The 21,454-nt window shown below is 65.7% G+C and carries 19 protein-coding genes; 13 read left to right on the top strand and 6 right to left on the bottom strand.

What is annotated here, in order from left to right; all coding sequences use genetic code 11:
- Positions 1 to 8 precede the first annotated feature (8 nt).
- The 3 genes from IVA79_RS07980 to mdlC all read left to right on the top strand — a co-directional run bounded on the left by IVA79_RS07980 (position 9) and on the right by mdlC (position 3,739).
- On the top strand, positions 9 to 1,112 hold the full coding sequence (locus IVA79_RS07980; protein ID WP_247551615.1) for a CaiB/BaiF CoA-transferase family protein: 1,104 nt from the start codon (positions 9 to 11) through the stop codon (positions 1,110 to 1,112).
- 14 nt (positions 1,113 to 1,126) lie between these two features.
- Positions 1,127 to 1,978: a MaoC family dehydratase N-terminal domain-containing protein gene (locus IVA79_RS07975; protein ID WP_247551613.1), complete on the top strand. Its 852-nt coding sequence runs from the start codon at positions 1,127 to 1,129 to the stop codon at positions 1,976 to 1,978.
- A gap of 138 nt (positions 1,979 to 2,116) precedes the next feature.
- Positions 2,117 to 3,739 (top strand): benzoylformate decarboxylase, encoded by a 1,623-nt coding sequence (gene mdlC / locus IVA79_RS07970; protein ID WP_247551610.1) that lies wholly within the window; start codon positions 2,117 to 2,119, stop codon positions 3,737 to 3,739.
- Positions 3,740 to 3,744: 5 nt separating this feature from the next.
- Here mdlC and IVA79_RS07965 read toward each other — a convergent pair whose 3' ends face one another.
- On the bottom strand, positions 3,745 to 4,521 hold the full coding sequence (locus IVA79_RS07965; protein WP_247551609.1) for a glucose 1-dehydrogenase: 777 nt from the start codon (positions 4,519 to 4,521) through the stop codon (positions 3,745 to 3,747).
- A gap of 75 nt (positions 4,522 to 4,596) precedes the next feature.
- On the opposite strand from IVA79_RS07965, the gene IVA79_RS07960 reads away from it, so the two are divergent.
- Positions 4,597 to 5,052 carry a MarR family transcriptional regulator gene (locus IVA79_RS07960; RefSeq protein WP_247551607.1) on the top strand — a complete coding sequence of 152 codons (456 nt, stop codon included), beginning with the start codon at positions 4,597 to 4,599 and terminating at the stop codon, positions 5,050 to 5,052.
- Between the two features lie 101 nt (positions 5,053 to 5,153).
- Here the strand turns inward: IVA79_RS07960 and IVA79_RS07955 are convergent, their stop codons facing one another.
- Together IVA79_RS07955 and IVA79_RS07950 are read right to left on the bottom strand one after the other, a co-directional pair.
- Positions 5,154 to 5,948, bottom strand: coding sequence for an SDR family oxidoreductase (locus IVA79_RS07955; protein WP_247551605.1), 795 nt, complete (start codon positions 5,946 to 5,948; stop codon positions 5,154 to 5,156).
- 41 nt (positions 5,949 to 5,989) lie between these two features.
- Positions 5,990 to 6,685 carry a hemolysin III family protein gene (locus IVA79_RS07950; protein WP_247551603.1) on the bottom strand — a complete coding sequence of 232 codons (696 nt, stop codon included), beginning with the start codon at positions 6,683 to 6,685 and terminating at the stop codon, positions 5,990 to 5,992.
- Positions 6,686 to 6,867: 182 nt separating this feature from the next.
- On the opposite strand from IVA79_RS07950, the gene IVA79_RS07945 reads away from it, so the two are divergent.
- Positions 6,868 to 8,337, top strand: a complete 1,470-nt coding sequence (locus IVA79_RS07945) for a YcjX family protein (RefSeq protein ID WP_247551601.1) — start codon at positions 6,868 to 6,870, stop codon at positions 8,335 to 8,337.
- Positions 8,334 to 9,365, top strand: coding sequence for a TIGR01620 family protein (locus IVA79_RS07940; RefSeq protein ID WP_247551599.1), 1,032 nt, complete (start codon positions 8,334 to 8,336; stop codon positions 9,363 to 9,365). Before IVA79_RS07945 ends, IVA79_RS07940 begins: the two co-directional genes overlap by 4 nt.
- Before the next feature lie 138 nt (positions 9,366 to 9,503).
- On the opposite strand, the gene IVA79_RS07935 is transcribed toward IVA79_RS07940, so the two are convergent.
- Positions 9,504 to 11,051, bottom strand: coding sequence for a glycosyltransferase family 39 protein (locus IVA79_RS07935; RefSeq protein ID WP_247551775.1), 1,548 nt, complete (start codon positions 11,049 to 11,051; stop codon positions 9,504 to 9,506).
- A 394-nt stretch (positions 11,052 to 11,445) separates the two neighbouring features.
- Here IVA79_RS07935 and IVA79_RS07930 point away from each other — a divergent pair, with 394 nt between their 5' ends.
- The 4 genes from IVA79_RS07930 to IVA79_RS07915 all read left to right on the top strand — a co-directional run bounded on the left by IVA79_RS07930 (position 11,446) and on the right by IVA79_RS07915 (position 15,440).
- Positions 11,446 to 13,176, top strand: coding sequence for an adenylate/guanylate cyclase domain-containing protein (locus IVA79_RS07930; protein WP_247551597.1), 1,731 nt, complete (start codon positions 11,446 to 11,448; stop codon positions 13,174 to 13,176).
- Between the two features lie 335 nt (positions 13,177 to 13,511).
- On the top strand, positions 13,512 to 14,711 hold the full coding sequence (locus tag IVA79_RS07925) for a molybdopterin-dependent oxidoreductase (RefSeq protein ID WP_247551594.1): 1,200 nt from the start codon (positions 13,512 to 13,514) through the stop codon (positions 14,709 to 14,711).
- Positions 14,712 to 14,723: 12 nt separating this feature from the next.
- Complete coding sequence (locus IVA79_RS07920) at positions 14,724 to 15,032, top strand: cytochrome c (RefSeq protein ID WP_247551592.1); 309 nt, start codon at positions 14,724 to 14,726, stop codon at positions 15,030 to 15,032.
- A 207-nt stretch (positions 15,033 to 15,239) separates the two neighbouring features.
- Positions 15,240 to 15,440 (top strand): cold-shock protein, encoded by a 201-nt coding sequence (locus tag IVA79_RS07915; protein WP_008134691.1) that lies wholly within the window; start codon positions 15,240 to 15,242, stop codon positions 15,438 to 15,440.
- Between the two features lie 171 nt (positions 15,441 to 15,611).
- Here IVA79_RS07915 and IVA79_RS07910 read toward each other — a convergent pair whose 3' ends face one another.
- On the bottom strand, positions 15,612 to 16,073 hold the full coding sequence (locus IVA79_RS07910) for an Lrp/AsnC ligand binding domain-containing protein (protein ID WP_247551590.1): 462 nt from the start codon (positions 16,071 to 16,073) through the stop codon (positions 15,612 to 15,614).
- Positions 16,074 to 16,187: 114 nt separating this feature from the next.
- Between IVA79_RS07910 and putA the strand changes: the two genes are divergently transcribed.
- From putA to IVA79_RS07895, 3 genes are all read left to right on the top strand, one after another.
- Positions 16,188 to 19,187, top strand: a complete 3,000-nt coding sequence (gene putA / locus IVA79_RS07905; RefSeq protein WP_247551588.1) for a bifunctional proline dehydrogenase/L-glutamate gamma-semialdehyde dehydrogenase PutA — start codon at positions 16,188 to 16,190, stop codon at positions 19,185 to 19,187.
- 116 nt (positions 19,188 to 19,303) lie between these two features.
- Positions 19,304 to 20,509 (top strand): CoA transferase, encoded by a 1,206-nt coding sequence (locus tag IVA79_RS07900; RefSeq protein WP_247551586.1) that lies wholly within the window; start codon positions 19,304 to 19,306, stop codon positions 20,507 to 20,509.
- Between the two features lie 56 nt (positions 20,510 to 20,565).
- Complete coding sequence (locus IVA79_RS07895; protein WP_247551584.1) at positions 20,566 to 21,213, top strand: glutathione S-transferase family protein; 648 nt, start codon at positions 20,566 to 20,568, stop codon at positions 21,211 to 21,213.
- Between the two features lie 9 nt (positions 21,214 to 21,222).
- Here the strand turns inward: IVA79_RS07895 and IVA79_RS07890 are convergent, their stop codons facing one another.
- On the bottom strand, positions 21,223 to 21,387 hold the full coding sequence (locus tag IVA79_RS07890) for a hypothetical protein (protein ID WP_247551582.1): 165 nt from the start codon (positions 21,385 to 21,387) through the stop codon (positions 21,223 to 21,225).
- Between the last annotated feature and the right edge of the window lie 67 nt (positions 21,388 to 21,454).

The following is a 21,454-nucleotide window of genomic DNA, read 5'->3' as shown; positions in this document are numbered from 1 at the left end:
GTCACGTCATGGGAGCATTGGACGGGATCAGGGTGATTGCGGTCGAGCAGGCGGTGGCGGCGCCGTTCTGCTCCTCGCGGCTGGCGGATGCCGGCGCGGAGGTGATCAAGATCGAGCGGCCCGAGGGCGATTTCGCCCGCGGCTATGACGCGGCGGCCAAGGGCCAGAGCAGCTATTTCGTCTGGCTCAACCGCGGCAAGCAATCCGCCGTAGTCGATCTCACGACAAAGGAAGGCCGCGCCGAGCTGGAGAAGCTGATCGCAAGCGCCGACGTGCTGATCCAGAACCTCAAGCCGGGGTCGATGGACAAGCTCGGCTTTTCTCGCGAGCGGCTGCTGAAGGACTATCCAAAGCTGATCTCATGCACCATCACCGGCTATGGCGACGAAGGCCCCTACGCGCACCGCAAGGCCTATGACCTCCTGATTCAGGCCGAGAGTGGGCTTGCCTCGATCACCGGCAACCCTGATGGCGCCTCGCGCGTCGGGATGTCGATCGTCGACGTCGCGACCGGCGCGACCGCGCATGCTGCGATCCTGGAAGCACTGATCGCGCGCGGACGCACCGGCAAGGGCGCCGACATCCGCATCTCCATGTTCGACGTGATGGCGGACTGGTGCACCGTGCCGCTGCTGAATTCCGAAGCCGGCAATCCCCCCAAGCGCATGGGCCTGCGCCATCCCTCGATCGCGCCCTACGGCGTGTTCACCTCAAAAGACGGCAAGGACATCCTGATCTCGATCCAGAGCGAGCGCGAGTGGAAGACGCTGTGCGCGAAGGTTTTGGACCAGCCGGACCTGCCCGCCGATCCGCGCGTCGCCAACATGGTCGAGCGCGTGCGCAACCGCGAGTTCACCGACAAGACCGTCGCGGATATCTTCGGCAAGATGACGCGCGACGAGCTCTTGAAGCGGCTGTCGGACGCCGACATCGCCTTCGCCGAGGTCAACACCATGGCCGACCTCACCAATCATCCGCATCTGCGCCGGATCGAGGTCGACACGCCGCAGGGACGCGTCAGCTATCCCGCGCCGGCGCCGATCATCGTCGGCGAGACGCGCAGCTATGGCGCCGTGCCCGCCATCGGCGAAAAGCCAAACTCAAGAAAGTAAGAGAGCGAGGCGTCATGACCGACAAGCTCGATATCGATCACTTGCGGCAATGGATCGGCCGCAGCACAGAGGCCACCGACATCGTCACCGCGCAGCTCGTCATGGGTCTGCGCGCGACGCTGTTCCAGGAGGTCGGCGAACCCAAAAAAGGCGACACCGCGCCGTTCACGGTGCATTGGTGCCTGGCGCAGCCGGTGTTTCCGATGTCGATGCTCGGCCCCGATGGCCATCCCACCCGCGGCGGCTTCCTGCCGCCGGTGCCGCTGCCGCGCCGGATGTGGGCCGGCGGCGAAATCGAATTCCTCGAGCCGCTGCAGGTTGGCGATGAATCGACGCGGACCTCGCGCATTGCCGACGTGCAGGTGAAATCAGGCTCGACCGGCACGCTGTGCTTCGTCTCGGTCGAGCACAGCATCTCTTCCCCACGCGGCGTTGCCATCCGCGAGCGGCAGGACATCGTCTATCGCGAGATGACGAGCACGCAGGCGGCTCCAGCCAAGGCCCCGCCTCCGCCACCGAAAGCGCAGCACCGCGAGACGCATGTGTCCGATCCCGTGCTGCTGTTCCGCTACTCCGCGCTGACCTTCAACGGTCACCGCATCCATTACGATCGCGACTACGTCACTGAGGTCGAGGGCTATCCGGGCCTGATCTTCCACGGCCCGTTGCAGGCGGCGCTGATCATCGAGATGGCGGCGAAGCTCCACGGCGGCAAGGCGCCGAAGACGTTCACCTATCGCGGGCTGCAGCCGCTGTTCGAGGGCACCGAGTTCTCGGTCAATGCCAACGAGCTAGAAGCGGGCATGGAGCTGTGGACCGCGAACGCGGAGGGGCAGCCGACGATGAAGGGGACGGCGGTGTGGTAGCTCCCGCTCTCTCCCCGTCATTGCGAGCGAAGCAATCCAGAAACTTTCTGGAGGCAGTCTGGATTGCTTCGTCGCAAGGGCTCCTCGCAATGACGGGGTGAGGCTGCTACCTTTGCTCAACAACAGGGGACGGAAACCATGGCCAAGAGCGGCAAGACCGGCAGCAAGTCCGTCACCGTCAAGCAGGCGACGCTCGATCTGCTGCGCGCCTTCGGCATCACTAGAGTGTTCGGCAACCCTGGTTCGACCGAGCTGCCGTTCCTTTCCGACTGGCCCGACGACATCGACTACGTGCTGGCGCTGCAGGAGGCCAGCGCGGTCGGCATGGCCGATGGCTATGCGCAGGCGACGCGCAATGCCGGCTTCGTCAATCTGCACTCGGCCGCGGGCGTCGGCAACGCGCTCGGCAACATCTACACCGCGCATCGCAACCAGACGCCGCTTGTGATCACCGCGGGCCAGCAGGCGCGCTCGATCCTGCCGCTGCAGGCGTTCCTCTATGCCGAGCGGGCCTCCGAATTTCCGCGGCCTTATGTCAAATACAGCATCGAGCCGGCACGGCCCGAGGACGTGCCGGCCGCAATCGCGCGCGCCTACTACACCGCGATGCAGCCGCCGTGCGGGCCGACCTTCGTGTCGATCCCGATCGACGACTGGGCCCATGCGACGGCGCCGGTGGAAGCGCGCAAGGTCAGCCGCGAGATCGGCCCGGAGCCTGACGCGATGAAGGCGCTGGCCGCGGCGCTCGCCAGCGCAAAGCACCCTGCCCTCGTCGTCGGCCCCGGCGTCGACCGCGCCGGCGCGGTCGATCTGATGGTGCGCGTCGCCGAGAAGGCCAAGACCAGCGTCTGGGTCAGCCCGTTTTCGGCGCGCTGCTCGTTCCCGGAGCGGCATCCGCAGTTCGCAGGCTTTCTGCACGCTTCGCCGGCGCAACTGTCCGATGCGCTGCGCGCGCACGACCTTGTCGTCGTCATCGGCGCGCCGGTGTTCACCTTCCATGTCGAGGGCCATGCCGCCATCTTCGACGGCGGCGCGACGATCTTTCAGATCACCGATGATCCGGATGCGGCGGCGGTCACGCCCATGGGAACCAGCATCATCGCCACCATGAAGCCGGCGCTCAGCCTGCTGCTCGACCTCCTGCCCGAGAGCAAACGCGTCGTGCCAAAAGGCCGTACGCTGCCGCCGGCGCCGCAAGCCGCTGATCCGCTGCCGGTCGAGTTCCTGCTGCATTCGCTGTCGCAGGCGATGCCGGAAGGTACGTCGGTCGTCGAGGAAGTGCCCTCGCACCGGCCGGCGATGCAGAAGTTTCTGCCGATGCCGGGCCAGGACAGTTTCTACACCATGGCGAGCGGCGGCCTCGGCTACTCGCTGCCCGCGGCCGTCGGTATGGCGCTCGGCAAGCCGAACAGCCGCACCGTCTGCCTGATCGGCGACGGCTCGGCGATGTATTCGATCCAGGCGCTGTGGACCGCCGCGCAGCGCAAGCTGCCGCTCACCGTCGTCGTCATCAACAATTCAGGCTACGGCGCGATGCGCTCGTTCAGCCAGGTGATGCAGGTGCGCAACGTGCCGGGGCTCGAGCTGCCAGGGATCGATTTCGTCCGGCTCGCCGAAGGCACGGGCTGCCATGCGGTGCGGGTGACGAAGGCCGCGGACCTGGGTGAGGCGCTCAAGCGCGGCATGGCGCATGAGGGGACGAGCCTGATCGAGGTCGTCGTGGATTCGGCGGTGCCGGTGCTGTACGGGCAGAAGCATTAGGCCCTCTACGACGCCAAAAATCCCCCGTCCGCGGCGAGCACATGCCCGACGACATAGGACGATGCGTCGGACGACAGCCACACCACGGCTTCCGCCACCTCCTCCGGGCTTCCCATCCGCCGCAGCGGCAGGCCGGCGCTGACGGTTGCGACGTCGCCGACACCGGCGCGCAGCATCATGTCGGTGACGACGCGGCCGGGCGCGATGGCATTGATGCGGATGCCGCGCGGGGCGTTCTCCAGCGCCGCCGAGCGCGTCAGCGAGATCGCGGCTGCTTTCGAGGCCGAATAGAGCGAGAAGCCGGGATTGGGATTGCGCACGCCGCTGACGGAGGCATTGACGACGATGCTGCCGCGCCCCTGCGCCAGCATCGCCGGCAATTGATGGCGCAGACAGAGAAACAGCGCACGGACATTGGTGTCGAACACGCTGTCGTAGATATCGGTGCCCTGCTCTTCCAGCGGCGCGCGGCGCTCCTGGAAGCCGGCATTGTTGAAGGCGACGTCGAGCCGGCCGCAGCGCTCGACGGCCGTACGCACCAGCCGTTCGACCTCGTCCTCACGCGTGATGTCGGTTTTGACCGGGACGGCCTCCACGCCGAGCTCACGGCACGCTGAGGCGGTGGCGTCGATCTCGGCTTCACGCCGGCCGGCGACAAAGATCGCTTCGGCGCCCTCGGACGCCATGCGGAGCGCCGTGGCACGGCCGATGCCGCTGCCCCCGCCGGTGACCAGGCAAATCTTGCCTCTCATCCGCTGACCAGCCGGCAAAGCTCCGCTCATCGCTCACTCCAAAACGCTTGTGCGCGCCGTTGCGCCCGTATAGTTGTATGATACAACTATATGCCGGGAGTCAAGATGACCGAGCTTGCCGTGATCGACGACATCCGCGCCGCCTCGCGCCTGATGGTGCGCGAGCTCGGCTTCATGGATGCGACGGTGGCGGCATCGGACTATCCGCCGTCCGCCGTCCATACGATTTTGGAGATCGGGATCCGCGGCCCGATGACTTCAGGCGAGCTCGGCGACTTCCTGCGTCTGGAAAAATCCAGCGTCAGCCGCCTGGTGCGCAAGCTGATCGATTGCGGCGAGCTACGTGAGACGCCGGACGAACTTGATGCGCGCAGCAAGAGGCTGTCGCTGACGGCGAAGGGCCGGCGCACGCTGCAGGCGCTGCACGCATTCGGCCGCCAGCAGGTGCGCGGCGCGCTGGCGGCGTTGACAGAAGCGGAGCAGCGCATCGTGCGTGAGGGGATGATGCTCTATGCGCGGGCGCTCAGGCAGAGCCGGGTGGAGGATGAGGCGCTGGTGTAGCCCCGATAGCTTTCGTCATTCCGGGGCGATGCGAAGCATCGAACCCGGAATCTCGAGATCCCGGGTTCGATCCTACGGACCGCCCCGGGATGACCTGAAGGTCACTTCCCGAACTCCTCCCGCATCTTCGCCTGGATCTTGGCCATGCCGCCGATCCAGCGGTCGTAATTCTCGGTCTTCTTGCGCATGTAGCCGAGCACCTGCGGATGCGGCAGGATCAGGAACGTTTCCTGCTCGAGGCCGGCGAGCACGTCTTTCGCCACCTGCTCGGGCGTGAGGTCGCCGTCGCCGGATTGCGGGCCCTTCGGGATCGAGCGCAGCATATTGGTGTCGACGCCCTGCGGGCAGAGGATCGAGACCTTGATGTTGTCGGCCTTGTGCGAGATCGCGAGATTCTCGGCAAAGCCGACCGCCGCATGCTTGGTCGTCGAATAGGCCGGGCTGCCGACCTGCGACAGCAGGCCCGCGGCCGAGATCGTGTTGAGGAAATAGCCCCCGCCGCGCGCCTTCATGCGCGGGATGAGATGCCGCGCCGCATAGACATGGGCCATGACGTGGATCGCCCAGCTGCGCTGCCACGGCTCGTCGGAGGCGCCGCCGGCATTGACGGACATCGGATCGAAACCGCCGCCGATGCCGGCATTGGAGCAGAACAGGTCGATGGGGCCGAACTGCCGCTCGGTCTCCTCGATGACGTGCGAAATATCCTTTTCCTGCGCGACGTCGCATTTGAAGGCCGCACCATCCACCATGGCCGCGACCGCCCTTGCATTGGCGGCATCCATATCCGCGACGACGACCTTGGCTGCGCCCGCGTTGTAAAAGGCCTCGCACAGCGCCTTGCCGATGCCGTTTGCGCCGCCCGTGACGACCACGACCTTGCCGGTCACCTGCATGCGACGTCTCCTCTTTTATTATACCGCTTCTTGAAGCCTGCTCAGCTCAACACGAGGTCGAGCACCGCGGTATAATGGCACGCCGCACCGGCCAAGACAAAGCCGTGCCAGATCGCATTCTGGAAGCGCAGCCGCCGCCAGGCGTGGAAGATCACGCCGAAGCTGTAGAGCAGGCCGCCGGCAAGGATGAAGCCCAGCACCAGCGCGGGCAACGCCTTGACCACGGCGTCGTAGAGCATCACGCCGCTCCAGCCCATGGCGAGATAGATGCCGACCGAGACGCGGTCGAAGCGGCCGGGATAGAACAGCTTCAGCACGATGCCGAGGATGGCCACGCACCAGACGCCGGCGAGCAGCACCAGCGCGAGCCCGCTGTCCCTCACCTCCAGGATGAACGGCGTATAGGTCGCCGCGATCAGGAGATAGATCGCGGAATGGTCGAACCGCCGCAGCAGCCATTTGGCCGGCGACACCGGCCAGAGATTATAGGTCGCCGACAGCACCAGCATCGAGAGCAGGCCGGCGACGTAGATCGAGACGCCGACGATGTAGGTGGCGTCGGCATAGACCGCCGTCAGCACCACCAGCACGGTCGCGGCGATGATGCCGGAGAGCACGCCGATCGCGTGGACTATTCCGTCCGCGATGACCTCGGCGCGGTCATAGTTCCAGCCGATCACGTCGGCCGCGGCGTGGACGGAGGTGGATGCAAGTTGTTTCAGTTGGAAGGCGGTCATGGCAATCCGCAGGAATGAGGCAATGCCCTCTTCTATGGGTGTTTCGGGATCGGCGCGTCGTTCAAACGACTGATTTGCCGACAAAGGCGGTAGAAGTATGAAGCTTGATTTTCTTCAGGCAGTTGCCACTTTTGTGACTAATCCATTTTGCGTATTCCCGCCCGAGATCCCCTAACGTTCACATGGCATTCAGTTTCCAGGATATGGTCGAAGAGGCGCGGTTGTCGGCCCAGGCGCTGATCGACTATGGGGAGCACTTCTTCAATCCGACGGTGCGGCTCGGCGTCACCGGCCTGTCGCGGGCCGGCAAGACCGTGTTCATCACCGCGCTGATCAACGGCCTCACCCGCGGCGGCCGGTTTCCGGTGTTCGAAGCCTATGCCTCGGGCCGGATCGCGCGAGCCCATCTGGCGCCGCAGCCCGACGATGCCGTGCCGCGCTTTGCCTATGAAAGCCATCTGCGCGCGCTGATCGAGGAGCGGCGCTGGCCGAATTCGACCGTCGACATCAGCGAGCTCCGCCTGGTCATCGACTATCAGCGCCCGAACGGCGCCGACCGCACGCTGACGCTCGACATCGTCGACTATCCCGGCGAATGGCTGCTCGACCTGCCGCTGCTGCAGAAGAGTTTCGAGCAATGGTCGGCGGAAAGCCTTGCGCTGTCGCGCGAGGCGCCGCGTGCGCATCTTGCGAGCGAATGGCACGCCCATCTCGCAACGCTCAAGCCAGCCGCACGCGAGGACGAGCAGGCGACGCTCACCGCTGCAAGGCTCTTCACCGACTATTTGCGCGCCTGTCGCGACGGGCGCTTTGCGATGAGCCTCTTGCCGCCCGGCCGCTTCCTGATGCCGGGCAATCTCGCAGGCTCCCCAGCGCTGACCTTTGCGCCGCTCGACGTGTCCATCGGCGGGCAGGCGCCGGAGGGTTCGCTGTGGGCGATGATGGTGCGCCGCTTCGAGGCCTACAAGGACGTGGTGGTGCGGCCGTTCTTCCGCGATCATTTTGCCCGGCTCGATCGCCAGATCGTGCTCGCCGATGCGCTTGCCGCGTTCAACTCCGGTCCCGAGGCGCTGCACGATCTCGAAGCAGCCCTTGCCGGCATTCTCGACTGCTTCAACATCGGCCGCAGCACGCTTCTTTCCAGCCTGTTCCGGCCGCGCATCGACCGCATCCTGTTCGCGGCGACCAAGGCGGATCATCTGCATCATTCCAGCCACGACCGGCTCGAGGCCGTGCTGCGCCGCGCGGTCTCGGGCGCCGTTGCGCGCGCGGAAAATACCGGGGCGGCGATCGACGTTGTGGCGCTCGCCGCGGTGCGTGCCACGAGAGAAGCGCAGGTCGCACGCGGCCGCGACAAATTGCCGTCGATCCTGGGCACGCCGGCCGCGGGCGAAAGCGCCGGCGGCGAGTTCTTCGACGGCAACACGGAAGTTGCGGCCTTTCCGGGCGACCTGCCCTTGGATCCCGAGCCCCTGTTCAACGGCGCGGATGCGTTCCGCGGCCTCGCGACCGAGGCTGCCGAGACGAGCGATTTCCGCTTCCTGCGCTTCCGCCCGCCCACACTCGACCGCGAAGGCAGCGAGCCGCCGTCGCTGCCGCACATCCGCCTCGACCGTGCCTTGCAGTTCCTGATCGGAGACAAGCTGTCATGACCGAGCGATCGAAGCCACGGCGGCCGGCGACGTTTCGGCTCGACGATCCCGGCGTCGTCGTCACCGAAGCCGACGAGATCAGCCGGAACAGTCGCGCCACGATCCAGATCACGCCGGAGCACGACCCGTTGGCGCTGCCGGTGCCGGTTCAAACCGCGCTTCCCGCGCGCCGCGGCTTTCCCTGGGGCGCGCTGTTCTGGTCGGGCGTTGCCGGGTTGACGCTGCTGGGCACCGGGCTCGGCGTCGTCCATCTGATCGAGGATTTGTTCGCGCGCAGCGAAAGCCTCGGCTACGTCGGTCTCACCTTCGCGCTCGTGACCGCGCTTGCGCTCGCGGTGGTAATCGGCCGCGAGGCGTTCGGCCTCGTACGCCTCGCCGCGATCGAGCAACTGCACCAGCGCGCCGCCGCCGTGCTTGCCAGCGACGACCGCAAGGAGAGCCGCGTCATCGTGCAGGACCTGCTCAAGATCGCGCACCAGAACCCGCAGCTCGCGCGCGCCCGCGCCACGCTGGAGAGCCACACCGGCGAGATCATCGACGGCGCCGATATGATCCGGCTCGCCGAGCGCGAGCTGATGTCGCCGCTGGATGCGGAGGCGCGGCGGCTGGTGTCGTCAGCCGCGCAAAAGGTGTCGATCGTGACCGCGGTGAGCCCACGCGCCGCGATCGACGTGCTGTTCGTGTTCGTCGCCGCGCTGCGCCTGATCCGCCAACTCGCGCGGCTCTATGGCGGCCGCCCCGGCGCGCTCGGCATGATCCGCCTGCTTCGGCACGTCATCGCCCATCTCGCCATCACCGGCGGCATGGCCGCGAGCGACAGCCTGGTGCAACAGATGCTCGGCCACGGCATCGCGGCAAAACTGTCTCAGCGCCTCGGCGAAGGCGTGCTGAATGGTTTGCTGACGGCGCGGCTGGGACTGGCGGCGATCGACGTCACGAGGCCGCTGCCGTTCGCAGCACTGCCACCGCCGAAGCTATCGGATTTGGCGACGGACCTGTTGCGGAAGAAGGAAGAAGAGGACGGATGAGAGCTCTCTCCGCAAGCCGGAATCGTAGGGTGGGCAAAGGCGCCCTTGCGCCGTGCCCACCATCTCGATCGCAAAAAATGCGTGGGCACGCTTCCGCCTTCGCTCTTCGAGCTACGGCGGACGAGTCGCTTTGCCACCCTACGATACTGCCCGTGTGGCGAGATCACTCCACCCCACTGGCGCTACGCGCACTAGCTTTTCGAATTCCCCCGCCAGCACCTTCCACAGGAACAGCGGCGAATCCTTCGGCGGCGACAGCTCCGGGGTCCAGCCGGTGAGCTTCTCCAGTGCATAGGTATCCATCACGAGGCCGCGCCAGCGGCGTTCGACCCGGCCGAGCGGCTGGCGCTTGGCCGGGATGCTCTCCCACAGCGACGAACGATCGTCCGGCTCGCGGCCGACATAGATGCCGGCGCGGCCCCTGATCTTGTCTATGCCGGGATCGGCAAAATCCTGGAAGCGGCCGCGCTCGTTGAGCTCGATGACGGGCACGCGGCCGCGGAACAGCCAGCGCATCATGGCATAGGTGCGGTAATCCGTGGTGGCGATCCAGGTCGCGCCGGTCTCATCCAGCGCGGCCTGCGCACGTGCGGCGACCTGCTCATAGCCGGCTTCCGCGCCGATCGGATCGATCTTGCCGAGAAGATTCCAGGGCGCGGCGACATAATAGAGGAACACGATCACGACGAAGGCGATGCCCGAGACGATCGCTGTTCTCACCCAGAACAGCGACGAGTCGAGCATCCGGGCCGACCAGCTCTCCTTTGCCATCGTCGCAAGGTTCACGGCCGCCGCAGCGAAGCCGACCGGCCACATGAACATCGGCCAGGTGTCGCCGACCCGGAGCGTGGTCGACTTGAAGAGAAAATACAGAAACGGCACCAGCACCGCGGTCGACAACAGGATCGCGACCGGCTCGCGCGTGCGGTAGCCGCGCCATGCCGTCAGCACCAACCCGGTCAACACCACCGGCAGCATGACGAAGCCGACGAGGCCGAATTGCAGGCCGATGTAATCGCCGATCGTGCGCAGCGAGATGCCGTAATTGGCGGTGGCGCGCACGCCCTGGAAGCGGAACGAGGCCCAATCGTGCTGCACATTCCAGATCAGCACCGGCGAGAACACTGCGATCGCAACCAGCGCGGCGAGATAAGGATAGGGGCTGCGCAACCAACGCCAGCGCCAATCCGGCACCAGCAGAAAGGCGGCAACCGCGGGCGCGAACATGATCGCGGTGAATTTCGACAGCATCGAGAGGCCAGCGAACAGACCGGCCGCAAGCCACCAGCGACCGTCGCCGCTCTGCGCCAGCCGCACCAAGGACCACATCATCGCCACCGCGAACGGGATCATGGCGACATCGGGCGCGACCTTGGCCATCAGCAGGCCGTAATAGAGCGCGGCCTCCGGCATCAGCACCGCGAACACGATCGCGCGCACATCATGGCTGAGGCGGCGGACGATGTCGGCAAGCAGCAGCTGCGTCATCAACATCGCGACGATGCCGCCGAAGCGGACGCCGAGCGGGGTGTCGCCGAAGATCGCAGTGCCAAAACGGATCAGCCAGGCGATGCCGGGGGGATGATCGAGAAAGCTGAGCGCGCCCTCCTTCGACCAGGTCCAGTAATAGGCCTCGTCGGTGCGCAGCTCGATCGCGGAGGCGTAGACGATCCGGAGCACGGTCATCGCGGCGATGACGAGCACGGCAACACGGATGAGACGGCGTTCGGAGCCGTCTGGCTTTACGGAGATATCGGGAGCGATCGTCACGGCCGCGCTTTTCGCCAACCTGGGAGGGGGAGTCAATGCGGGGGATGGCCGAGCCATGATCCCAACCCCAACGCGGGGTGCCGTAGGGTGGGCAAAGCGACTCGTCCGCCGTAGCTCGAAGAGCGAAGGCGGAAGCGTGCCCACGATCAGGATATGATCGGAAAAAACCGTGGGCACGACACGCAAGTGCGCGCCTTTGCCCACCCTACGATTTCGTCACCTTGACCGGCATGTGACCTCACAACCTGTCCACATCGGGAATTTACCGCTACGCTGGCCGTTCTCCTTCCTGAACTGATACAACAGAATCATGGCCACCGCTCCCATACAGATATCCGCCATCCGCGCCACCAGCGCGCGGCAGGTGCGGCTCGTCTGCGGCGTGATCCTGTTCGCCTATGTGATCAGCCATTTCCTCAACCATGCGCTCGGCAATGTCTCGGTCGAGGCCATGGAGGCCGGGGTCACCTATCATACCGCCTTCTGGCAGTTCCTCCCCGTCGCGATGCTGTTCTACACGGCGGCGCTCACGCATATGGGGCTCGGCATCTACGCGCTGTATCAGCGCCGACAGTTCCGCTGGCGGACGATCGAACCGCTTCAGCTCGTGCTGGGCTTGAGCATCCCCGCGCTGGTCATGGGGCATGTGATCGGGGTGCGGCTCGGCCAGACGCTGTACGGACACGAGAAGCTCTATCCGCAGGAGCTCTATCTCTTCTTCGTCGCCGCGCCCAGCCGGCTCTGGCTGATGACGATCCTGCTGCTGATCGCCTGGGTGCACGGCTGCATCGGCATCTATTTTTGGCTGCGCCTCAAACCGTTCTTCGCGCGCGCCGCACCTTATCTGCTCGCCGCTGCCGTGCTGATCCCGACGCTGTCGCTGCTCGGCATCTATCAGGGCGGCCGCAGCGTCGAGATCGAGAGCGACGATCGTGACTGGCGTGCGCAAAATCTCAGCCGCCGCCAGGTCGGCACGGTCGCGGAAGGCAACACGCTCGACCGCATCACCGGCGGCCTCACCGTCGGCTATTTCGGTCTGCTCGCGCTGGCGCTGGCGGCGCGCGGCGTGCGGGCCTGGCGCGAGCGGCGCGGCGGCATGATCGCGCTGTCCTACGGCAACGGCAAGACGGTGCGGGTGCCCAAGGGCCTCTCCGTGTTGGAAGCAAGCCTGAGGCACAATGTGCCGCACGCCAGCGTCTGCGGCGGCCGCGCCCGCTGCTCGACTTGCCGCATCCGCATCATCGGCGACCATGACGCGCTGCCCACACCGTCGCAGCGCGAGGCCTTCGTGCTCACCCGCGTCGGCACCGCCGACCCCTCGATCCGGCTGGCCTGCCAGCTGCGACCGACGTCCGACCTCTCCTTCTTCCAACTCTTCACGCCGCACACGCATGCCACGGACGGGCAGGCCTCGACCCCAGCCAGAATCGGCCAGGAGCGCTATCTCGTCAGCCTGTTCGTGGACATGCGCGGCTCGACCCAGCTCGCGGAAAAGCGGCTGCCGTTCGACACCGTCTTCATCGTCAACCGCTTCCTCGGCGCGGTGTCGCAGGCGGTGATCGAGAACGGCGGCCAGCCGAACCAGTTCGTCGGCGACGGCATGCTGGCGCTGTTCGGATTGACGGCCGATCCGCAACAAGCCTGCCGGCAGGCGCTGAAGGCCGCCGCCGGCATCGCCACGCATATCGACGAGCTCAACGAGCTCCTGAGCCACGATCTGCGCCAGCCGATCCGCTTCGGCATCGGTATCCACGGCGGCGAGGTCATCATCGGCGACATCGGCTATCGCGACCACATCGTCTTCACCGCGCTCGGCGATGCCGTGAATGTCGCCGCCCGGCTCCAGGACATGACCAAGTCGCTGGCCTGCGAGGCCGTCGTCTCGGAAGAGGTCCGCCGCACCGCCGGCCTTGTCGACGACGCCCTGCCGCAGCAGGAGGTCGCGATCCGCGGCCGCGACGAGCCGCTTGCCGTGCGGTTGGTCGCGGATGCGAGGGAGCTGACAGCGCTGGTTGATCGAAGCGCGCGCGTTGCGGCGTAGGCTGCGAGCCACGCAAGCGGTGCGCTCCCTCGCCCGCTGCGGGAGAGGGTGTCTCCGCAACGGGACAATCCCCCAGAGGGGAAAGCCCTCACCCGCGCGCGCGACGATGCTTCGCATCGCCCGGGGCGCGACCTCTCCCGCAAGCGGGAGAGGTGCACCGTCGTCGCGGCTACAGGTCGGTTCAATCTCACCACAGCCGTAACACCGGCCTGCTGCAACGCAGCGGCATGGGCCTGCTGCGAAAGCACGAATTGACTTCGCCGAGATCGTTGCGACAGATGAGCGCGGGTCCGTGGTGATGACCACAGACCGACGAAAAGCTCCGGGAGGGACAGATGTTCGATCGACGCGACCTGCTCAAGGGAGCGGGCCTGACCGCCATGGCGGCCACACTGCATTCCACCAAAGCGTTGGCACTCGACACCGTCACGCTCCCATTCGCCAATGGCGAACGGCCACTGGTGAAATATCCGCAGAAGCGGCCGATGATCGGCCTGACCAGCCGGCCGCCGCAGCTCGAGACGCCGTTTGCGATCTTCAACGACGGCCCGATCACGCCGAACAACGCGTTCTTCGTGCGCAATCACCTCTCCGACCTGCCCTACAATCTCGACCCCGACAAGTTCGCGCTGGAGGTTAAGGGCAAGGTCGACAAGCCGCTGAAATTGTCGCTGAAAGACATCAGGAAGATGAAGGCGACGGAGCTCATCGCCGTCAACCAGTGCTCCGGCAACAGCCGCGGCTTCTTCGAGCCGCGCGTCGCCGGCGGCCAGCTCGCCAACGGCGCCATGGGCAATGCGCGCTGGCGCGGCGTGCCGCTGAAGGCGGTGCTGGAGATGGCCGGCGTGCAGAGCGGCGCCAGGCAGGTCACCTTCAACGGCATGGACGGGCCGGTCAGCGACAAGACACCTGACTTCGTCAAGGCGCTCGATATCGATCATGCCAGTGACGGTGAGGTCATGCTGGCCTACGGCATGAACGGCGAGGATCTGCCGTTCCTCAACGGCTTTCCGCTGCGCCTGATCGTGCCCGGCTATTTCGGCACCTACTGGGTCAAGCACCTCAACGAGATCACCGTCATCGACAATGTCTATGACGGCTTCTGGATGAAGTCGGCCTATCGCATCCCCGATACGCCCAACAACGCGGTCGAGCCCGGCACGGCGCCGAAGGCGACCATCCCGATCAACCGCTTCACCATCCGCTCCTTCATCACCAGCGTGCCTGATGGCGCCAAGCTGAAGGCGGGCGCGACCACCCTGCGCGGCATCGCCTTCGACGGCGGCAAGGGCATCAGGGAGGTCCAGGTCTCCACCGACGGCGGCAAGACCTGGGTGAGCGCCAAGCTCGGCAAGGATCTCGGCAAGTACTCGTTCCGCGAATGGAAGCTGCCGGTGAAGCTCTCGGCTGGCAGCCATGAGCTCAAGGTGCGCGCCACCGGCAATGGCGGCGAGACGCAGCCGGACACGCCGCGCTGGAACCCGGCCGGCTATTTGCGCAACGTCGTCGAAACCGTCCGCGTGACTGTGGCCTGAAGGAGAATGATCATGCAGCGCACCGTCCTCCTCGCCGTCTCACTCGCCCTTGCCGCCGCGATGGGTTCGGCGCTTGCCGCGCCGGTCAATTACAAGACGCCGGACGAGGTCGCCGCCTTCAAGCCCGGGCCCAATCTCGACGTCGTGCAGGGCAATTGCAGCGCCTGCCACTCGGCCGATTACGTCGCGACGCAGCCGCCGATGAAGGACAAGAAGGGCTTCTGGCAGGCCGAGGTGACCAAGATGATCAAGGTCTATGGCGCGCCGATCGACGATGCCGATGTCGGCAAGATCGTCGATTATCTCGCCGCGACGTATTGACGGATGGCGCGCGGCGTGCGGACGATTGACCGCGAAACGGGCAAAACCGGCAAAAGCGCCGCGAAGTTGAGCGGAATTCGGCGAAATGCCGATGTGGTTTGAGCTACCAAGCCGGCCACATTCCGCGTATCCTGTTAGGACCGAACCGGCCGGTTGGCGGGGACTGGCGGTTCGAGATCTCGGAGGAAGACCCGCGGAGAAGTCGTGATGGCTAAAGGTACGGTCAAGTGGTTCAACCCGACGAAGGGTTATGGATTTATCCAGCCTGCGTCGGGCGGCAAGGATGTGTTCGTGCATATCTCGGCAGTGCAGAAGGCCGGTTTGTCCTCCCTGAATGAGGGGCAGACGGTGGAATACGAAGAGATCGCAAACCGGGGCAAAACCTCCGCAGAGAACCTCAAAGTCTAAGCCCGCCAGCCATTGCTGCCTCCCGGATCTGTCCGGGAGCCCGGGCCAAAAAAATTTAGAAGACGGTGAGTGCATTCGACGACAGGCGTTGCGATTGCACACGGAGAGCTATTTTTCGCGCGAAGACCGCTCGTTCAACGCCACAGCAATGACAATCGCGACAGCACTTCGTTAGTCCACCGGCAACGGTGCGTCGCGCTTGATCTCCTCCATCACCGCATAGGTCCGCGTCTCGCGCACGCCCGGCATCGACAGCAGGGTCTCGCCGAGGAAGCGTCGATAGGCGGTCATGTCCGCCAGCCGCGCTTTCACAAGATAGTCGAAGCCGCCGGCAACCATGTGACACTCCAAGACTTCGGGCGCGAGTTTCACCGCGCGTGCAAACCGCTCGAAATTGTCGGGCGTCGTCTTGTCGAGCAGCACCTCGACGAACACCAGGAGCCCGAGGCCGAGCCGGTGCGGATTGAGCCGCGCGCCATAGCCCTCGACAAAGCCCTCCCGTTGCAGCCGCTTCAGCCGCTCGCCGATCGAGGTCGGCGACAGTCCGATGCGCTCGGCGAGGTCGACATTGGCGATTCGTCCGTCCTCCTGCAGAATGGAGAGGATTTTCCGGTCGGTTCGATCTAATTCCATATCGTGCAAGGCCAATTAGCCGATGATCTTCATTTTCTAAGGCAAATTGGCTAAATTGTCTATCGAACCACGGTCACACGGGCACTATCCTGGATTTCAGCCACAGGACACGCCATGCCGAACACCCCGCCTCCTTTCACCGCCCCCTACGCACCTGACGATGCCGAGATCGCCACGCGGTTGTTGCCGGGATCGCATCTGGCCCCGCCGCAGGAGGCGCGGATCGACCGCACCGCGACGCGGCTGATCGAGGCGATCCGCAAGCGCGACGACCGGCTTGGCGGGGTCGAGGACATGCTGCGGGAGTTCGCGCTCTCGACCAAGGAGGGACTCGCGCTGATGGTGCTGGCCGAGGCGCTGCTGCGCGTGCCCGATGCGCGCACTGCCGACCAGTTCATCGAGGACAAGCTCGGCGAGGGTGACTTCATCCACCACGAGACCAAGTCCACCGCCTTCCTGGTCAACGCCTCGGCCTGGGCGCTCGGCCTGTCGGCGCGGGTGATCCAGCCCGGCGAGACGCCCGACGGCACCATCGGCCGTCTGGTGAAGCGGCTCGGCGCGCCGGCAGTGCGCACCGCCACGCGCCAGGCGATGCGGCTGATGGGCAATCATTTCGTGCTGGGCGAGACCATCGAGCAGGCGCTGGAGCGGGGCCGGCCGCGCTCCGGCCAGAAGCCGCGCTATTCCTTCGACATGCTCGGCGAAGGCGCGCGCACGGCGGCGGACGCCAGGCGCTATTTCGAGGCCTATGCCAGCGCCATCGAAACCATCGGCAAGGCGGCCGGCCCCCATCCCCTGCCCGACCGGCCCGGCATCTCAGTCAAACTCTCGGCACTGCATCCGCGCTTCGAGGCCATCAGCCGCGAGCGGGTGATGGCCGAGCTGGTGCCGCAACTGCTGGACCTCGCGCAGCGCGCCAAGGCCCATGACCTCAACTTCACCGTCGATGCCGAGGAAGCCGACCGGCTGGAGCTGTCGCTCGACGTGATCGCGGCAACGCTCGCCGATCCCTCGCTTGCCGGGTGGGACGGATTTGGCCTCGCGATCCAGGCCTATCAGAAACGCGCCAGCGCGGTGATCGATTATGTTGACGAACTCGCCCGCGCGCATGACCGCAAGCTGATGGTGCGCCTCGTCAAGGGCGCCTATTGGGACACCGAGATCAAACGCGCGCAGGAACGCGGGCTCGACGGCTATCCCGTGTTCACGCGCAAGGCGATGACGGATCTCAACTTCGTCGCTTGCGCTTCGAAGCTGCTTGGCTTGCGGCCTCGCATCTTCCCGCAATTCGCCACCCACAACGCGCTGACGGTCGCGACCGTGCTGGAGCTTGCCGGGAATAGCGGCGGCTTCGAATTCCAGCGCCTGCACGGCATGGGCGAAGCGCTGTACGAGCAGCTTGCCAAGGACCATTCTGAGATCGCCTACCGCACCTATGCGCCGGTCGGCAGCCATCGCGATCTATTGGCTTATCTGGTGCGGCGTCTGCTGGAGAACGGCGCCAATTCCTCCTTCGTGGCGCAGGCGGCCGATTACCGCGTGCCGATGTCGGCCCTGCTGCAGCGTCCCGCCGATGCCATCGTCCGGCCGCAAGCGGCGGCCCATCCCAAAATTCCGCTGCCCGGCGAGCTCTTTGCACCGGAGCGGCGCAATTCGCGCGGCGTCGAATTCGGCGCGCGGGCTGCGCTCGACCGATTGCTGGCTGACGTGAACGCCGAGACGGCTGATCTCAAGCCGGTCGCCGATGCCACTCCGGATCAGGCCAACGCCGCGGTGACTGCTGCGCGCGCGGGCTTTGCGGCCTGGAGCCGGACGCCGGCAGCCCTGCGCGCGGCGGCACTGGAGCAGGCCGCGTATCTCCTGGAGAGCCGCAGCGCCCGTTTCATCGCGCTGCTGCAAGCCGAGGGCGGCAAGACGCTGGACGATGCGCTGTCGGAGCTGCGGGAGGCCGCCGACTTCTGCCGCTATTATGCCGCAGAGGGCCGCAAACTGTTCGGAAGCGACGCCGCCCTGCCGGGTCCGACTGGCGAGAGCAATGCGCTGGCGATGCGCGGCCGCGGCGTCTTCGTCGCGATCTCGCCGTGGAATTTTCCGCTGGCGATTTTCCTCGGCCAGGTCACGGCGGCGCTGATGGCCGGCAACAGCGTGGTGGCAAAACCCGCCGAACAGACACCCCGCATCGCGCGCGAAGCCGTGGCCCTGCTGCACGAGGCCGGCATCCCCAGAAGCGCGCTGCATCTCGTCACCGGCGACGGAAAGATCGGTGCAGCCCTGACGGCACATCCCGATATTGCCGGTGTCGTCTTCACCGGCTCGACCGAGGTGGCGCGCCAGATCAACCGGACGCTCGCCGCCAAGGACGGGCCGATCGTGCCGCTGATCGCGGAGACCGGCGGCATCAATGCCATGATCGCGGACGCCACCGCGCTGCCGGAGCAGGTCGCCGACGACGTCGTCACTTCCGCGTTCCGCTCCGCCGGCCAGCGCTGCTCGGCGCTGCGGCTCTTGTTCGTGCAGGAGGACGTCGCCGACCGCATGATCGAGATGATCGCGGGCGCGGCGCGCGAGTTGAAGATCGGCGATCCCTGTGACGTCGCAACTCATGTCGGCCCGGTGATCGACGCGGAGGCCAAGCAACGCCTCGACGCGCATATCGCGCGGATGACGCGCGAGGCGAAACTGCACTTTGCAGGCGCCGTGCCGGAAGGCTGCTTCGTTGCGCCGCATATTTTCGAGCTCAAGGACGCCGGACAGCTCACCGAGGAAGTGTTCGGCCCGATCCTCCATGTGGTGCGCTATCGCGCCGAGACGCTTGAGCGCGTGCTGCAGGCGATCGCGCGCACCGGCTACGGCCTCACACTCGGAATCCACTCCCGCATCGACGACACGATCGAAGCCATCATCGACCGCGTCCAGGTCGGCAACATCTACGTCAACCGCAACATGATCGGCGCCGTCGTCGGCGTGCAGCCGTTCGGCGGCAACGGCCTGTCCGGAACCGGCCCCAAGGCCGGTGGCCCGCACTACCTCGCGCGCTTCGCCACCGAGCAGACGGTGACCATCAACACGGCGGCCGCGGGTGGCAATGCGGCGTTGCTTGCGGGAGAGGAGTAAGGCCCTGCGCCACGCGCCGTTGCATCCCCGCAAAACATCGGTCTAATGCTCCCATCACGTGGCCCGCGCCAATTCCAGCGCGCGGGAAACGACAAGAGCGAGGGAGCGACGCTGCGATGGACAAGGGCATCTTTGCCGGGCTGAAGGTTCTGGACTGCGCGAGCTTCATCGCAGCGCCCGCGGCCGCGACCGTGCTGTCGGATTTCGGCGCCGATGTCATCAAGATCGAACCGCCCGGCACTGGCGACCCCTATCGCAATTTGCCGAACCTGCCGGGCTATCCCTCAGGCGAGCACAATTTCGCCTGGCTGCTGGAAGCCCGCAACAAGAAGAGCATCGCGCTCGATCTCTCCAAGCCGGAGGCGCAGGCCGTGCTCTACAAGCTGGTCGCAGAGGCCGACGTCTTCATCACCAACATGCCGCCGCCGGTGCGCGCCAAGCTCGGCATCACCTATGATCATCTCGCCCATCTCAACGACCGGCTGATCTACGCCTCCTTCACCGGCTATGGCGAGAAAGGCGAAGAGGCCAACAAGCCCGGCTTCGACAGCAACGCTTATTGGGCGCGCTCCGGCCTGATGGATCTGGTCCGTGCCGACACCGACACGACCCCGGCCCGCTCGGTCGCCGGCATGGGCGACCATCCCTGCGCCATGGCGTTCTACGGCGCCATCGTCACCGCGCTGTACCAGCGCGAGAAGACCGGCAAGGGCTCGCATGTCGCCTCCAATTTGATGGCGAACGGGGTGTGGGCGGCGAGCGTGCTGGCGCAGGCAAAACTCTGCGGCGCCAAGTTCGGCGAGCGGCGGTCGCGCGAGCGCGCGCTCAACGCGGTCGCCAACCACTACCAGTGCAAGGACGGCCGCTGGCTGATCCTGTCGCTGCTGAGCGAGGAGAAGCAGTTTCCAACGCTGGCCAAATGCCTCGGGCGCGAGGACCTGATCAACGATCCCCGCTTCGCCACCAAGGCCGACCGCCACGCCCGCTCGGTGGAGCTGATCAATATCTTTGACGACACTTTTGCGACGAAGGATCTCGCCGAATGGCGAAAAATCCTCGACGGCAATGGCCTCGTGTTCGGCGTTGTCGCCGTTCTCGACGACATCCCGAACGACAAGCAGATGCTCGACAACGAGGTGCTGGTGCCGTTCGAGAACGACACCATGCTCACCATCAACAGCCCGATCTGGATCGACGGCACCAAGAAGGTCCAGCCGCGCAAACCGCCCGCCGTCGGCGAGCACAGTGACGAGATTTTGCGTGGCGCGGGATACGACGATGCCGCGATCAGGCAGCTGCGGGGTTCGGGGGCGGTGGGGTAAAGGCGGCGGCGCTACAGCCGTCATTGCGAGCGCAAGACAACAATCTCGAGGTCCCCATGCCCCTCTACCGCCTGCACTACTTCCCCGAATCCGGCAACAGCTACAAGCTGGCGCTGATGCTGACGCTTTGCGGCGAGACGTTCGAGCCTGTTTGGACCGACTTCGCCGGCGGGGTCACGCGCACGGCAGAATGGCGCAAGGCCGTCAATCCGATGGGCGAGATTCCCGTGCTGGAAATCGACGGCGTGAAGATGACGCAGACTGCGCCGCTTCTGCTCAAGCTTGCCGAGCAATACGGCCGCTTCGGCGGAGAGACAGAGGAGGAGAAGTTCGAGCTGCTGCGCTGGCTGTTCTGGGACAACCACAAGCTCACCGGCTACATGGCGACCTACCGCTTCATGCGCGCCTTCACCGAGAAGAACGATCCGCAGGTGCTGAAACATTTTCGCCGCCGGCTCGAGGATTTTTTGGGCATTCTCGACGGCCATCTCCAGCACAACGAATTCGCGATCGGTGCGAAGCCGACGGTCGCGGACATCTCGATGATGGCCTATCTGCATTATCCGACCGACGAGCACGGTTTTGATTTCGCCGCAAGCCATCCCGCCATCCACGCCTGGCTCGGGCGCATGGCCGCGCTGCCCGGCTGGAAACCGGCCTACGAGCTGCTGCCGGGCAAGCGGATGACGAACTACGCGAAGTGAAGGCTTCGGCTACCGCACCGCCAGCCAGCCGAGCGTGAACAGGATGCCGCCGACGATGACGGCCATCGTGACCGCCCAGATGCTGACGCGGACACTGCCGGTGACCTGCTTGACTTCTTCATTGCGTGCGATCTCGCGATTGCGCGCTTTGTTGGCGTTGCCCGTATCCGTCATAGGCCATCCAATTCGCTTGAGACTTTTCTTGCGCGTGATCTCTTCGGAAAACCGCTGCACACTTTTA

This window comes from Bradyrhizobium sp. 138 (genome assembly GCF_023074075.1).
Classification (GTDB): Bacteria; Pseudomonadota; Alphaproteobacteria; order Rhizobiales; family Xanthobacteraceae; genus Bradyrhizobium.
This window is presented reverse-complemented; position numbering and strand designations above follow the sequence as displayed.

What these genes read in the sequence shown, in the direction of transcription:
- IVA79_RS07980 (WP_247551615.1), top strand. Translation starts at nt 9, where the DNA reads ATGGGAGCATTGGACGGGATCAGGGTGATTGCGGTCGAGCAGGCGGTG.
- IVA79_RS07975 (WP_247551613.1), top strand. Translation starts at nt 1,127, where the DNA reads ATGACCGACAAGCTCGATATCGATCACTTGCGGCAATGGATCGGCCGC.
- mdlC (WP_247551610.1), top strand. Translation starts at nt 2,117, where the DNA reads ATGGCCAAGAGCGGCAAGACCGGCAGCAAGTCCGTCACCGTCAAGCAG.
- IVA79_RS07965 (WP_247551609.1), bottom strand. Translation starts at nt 4,521, where the DNA reads ATGAGCGGAGCTTTGCCGGCTGGTCAGCGGATGAGAGGCAAGATTTGC.
- IVA79_RS07960 (WP_247551607.1), top strand. Translation starts at nt 4,597, where the DNA reads ATGACCGAGCTTGCCGTGATCGACGACATCCGCGCCGCCTCGCGCCTG.
- IVA79_RS07955 (WP_247551605.1), bottom strand. Translation starts at nt 5,948, where the DNA reads ATGCAGGTGACCGGCAAGGTCGTGGTCGTCACGGGCGGCGCAAACGGC.
- IVA79_RS07950 (WP_247551603.1), bottom strand. Translation starts at nt 6,685, where the DNA reads ATGACCGCCTTCCAACTGAAACAACTTGCATCCACCTCCGTCCACGCC.
- IVA79_RS07945 (WP_247551601.1), top strand. Translation starts at nt 6,868, where the DNA reads ATGGCATTCAGTTTCCAGGATATGGTCGAAGAGGCGCGGTTGTCGGCC.
- IVA79_RS07940 (WP_247551599.1), top strand. Translation starts at nt 8,334, where the DNA reads ATGACCGAGCGATCGAAGCCACGGCGGCCGGCGACGTTTCGGCTCGAC.
- IVA79_RS07935 (WP_247551775.1), bottom strand. Translation starts at nt 11,051, where the DNA reads ATGACCGTGCTCCGGATCGTCTACGCCTCCGCGATCGAGCTGCGCACC.
- IVA79_RS07930 (WP_247551597.1), top strand. Translation starts at nt 11,446, where the DNA reads ATGGCCACCGCTCCCATACAGATATCCGCCATCCGCGCCACCAGCGCG.
- IVA79_RS07925 (WP_247551594.1), top strand. Translation starts at nt 13,512, where the DNA reads ATGTTCGATCGACGCGACCTGCTCAAGGGAGCGGGCCTGACCGCCATG.
- IVA79_RS07920 (WP_247551592.1), top strand. Translation starts at nt 14,724, where the DNA reads ATGCAGCGCACCGTCCTCCTCGCCGTCTCACTCGCCCTTGCCGCCGCG.
- IVA79_RS07915 (WP_008134691.1), top strand. Translation starts at nt 15,240, where the DNA reads ATGGCTAAAGGTACGGTCAAGTGGTTCAACCCGACGAAGGGTTATGGA.
- IVA79_RS07910 (WP_247551590.1), bottom strand. Translation starts at nt 16,073, where the DNA reads ATGGAATTAGATCGAACCGACCGGAAAATCCTCTCCATTCTGCAGGAG.
- putA (WP_247551588.1), top strand. Translation starts at nt 16,188, where the DNA reads ATGCCGAACACCCCGCCTCCTTTCACCGCCCCCTACGCACCTGACGAT.
- IVA79_RS07900 (WP_247551586.1), top strand. Translation starts at nt 19,304, where the DNA reads ATGGACAAGGGCATCTTTGCCGGGCTGAAGGTTCTGGACTGCGCGAGC.
- IVA79_RS07895 (WP_247551584.1), top strand. Translation starts at nt 20,566, where the DNA reads ATGCCCCTCTACCGCCTGCACTACTTCCCCGAATCCGGCAACAGCTAC.
- IVA79_RS07890 (WP_247551582.1), bottom strand. Translation starts at nt 21,387, where the DNA reads ATGACGGATACGGGCAACGCCAACAAAGCGCGCAATCGCGAGATCGCA.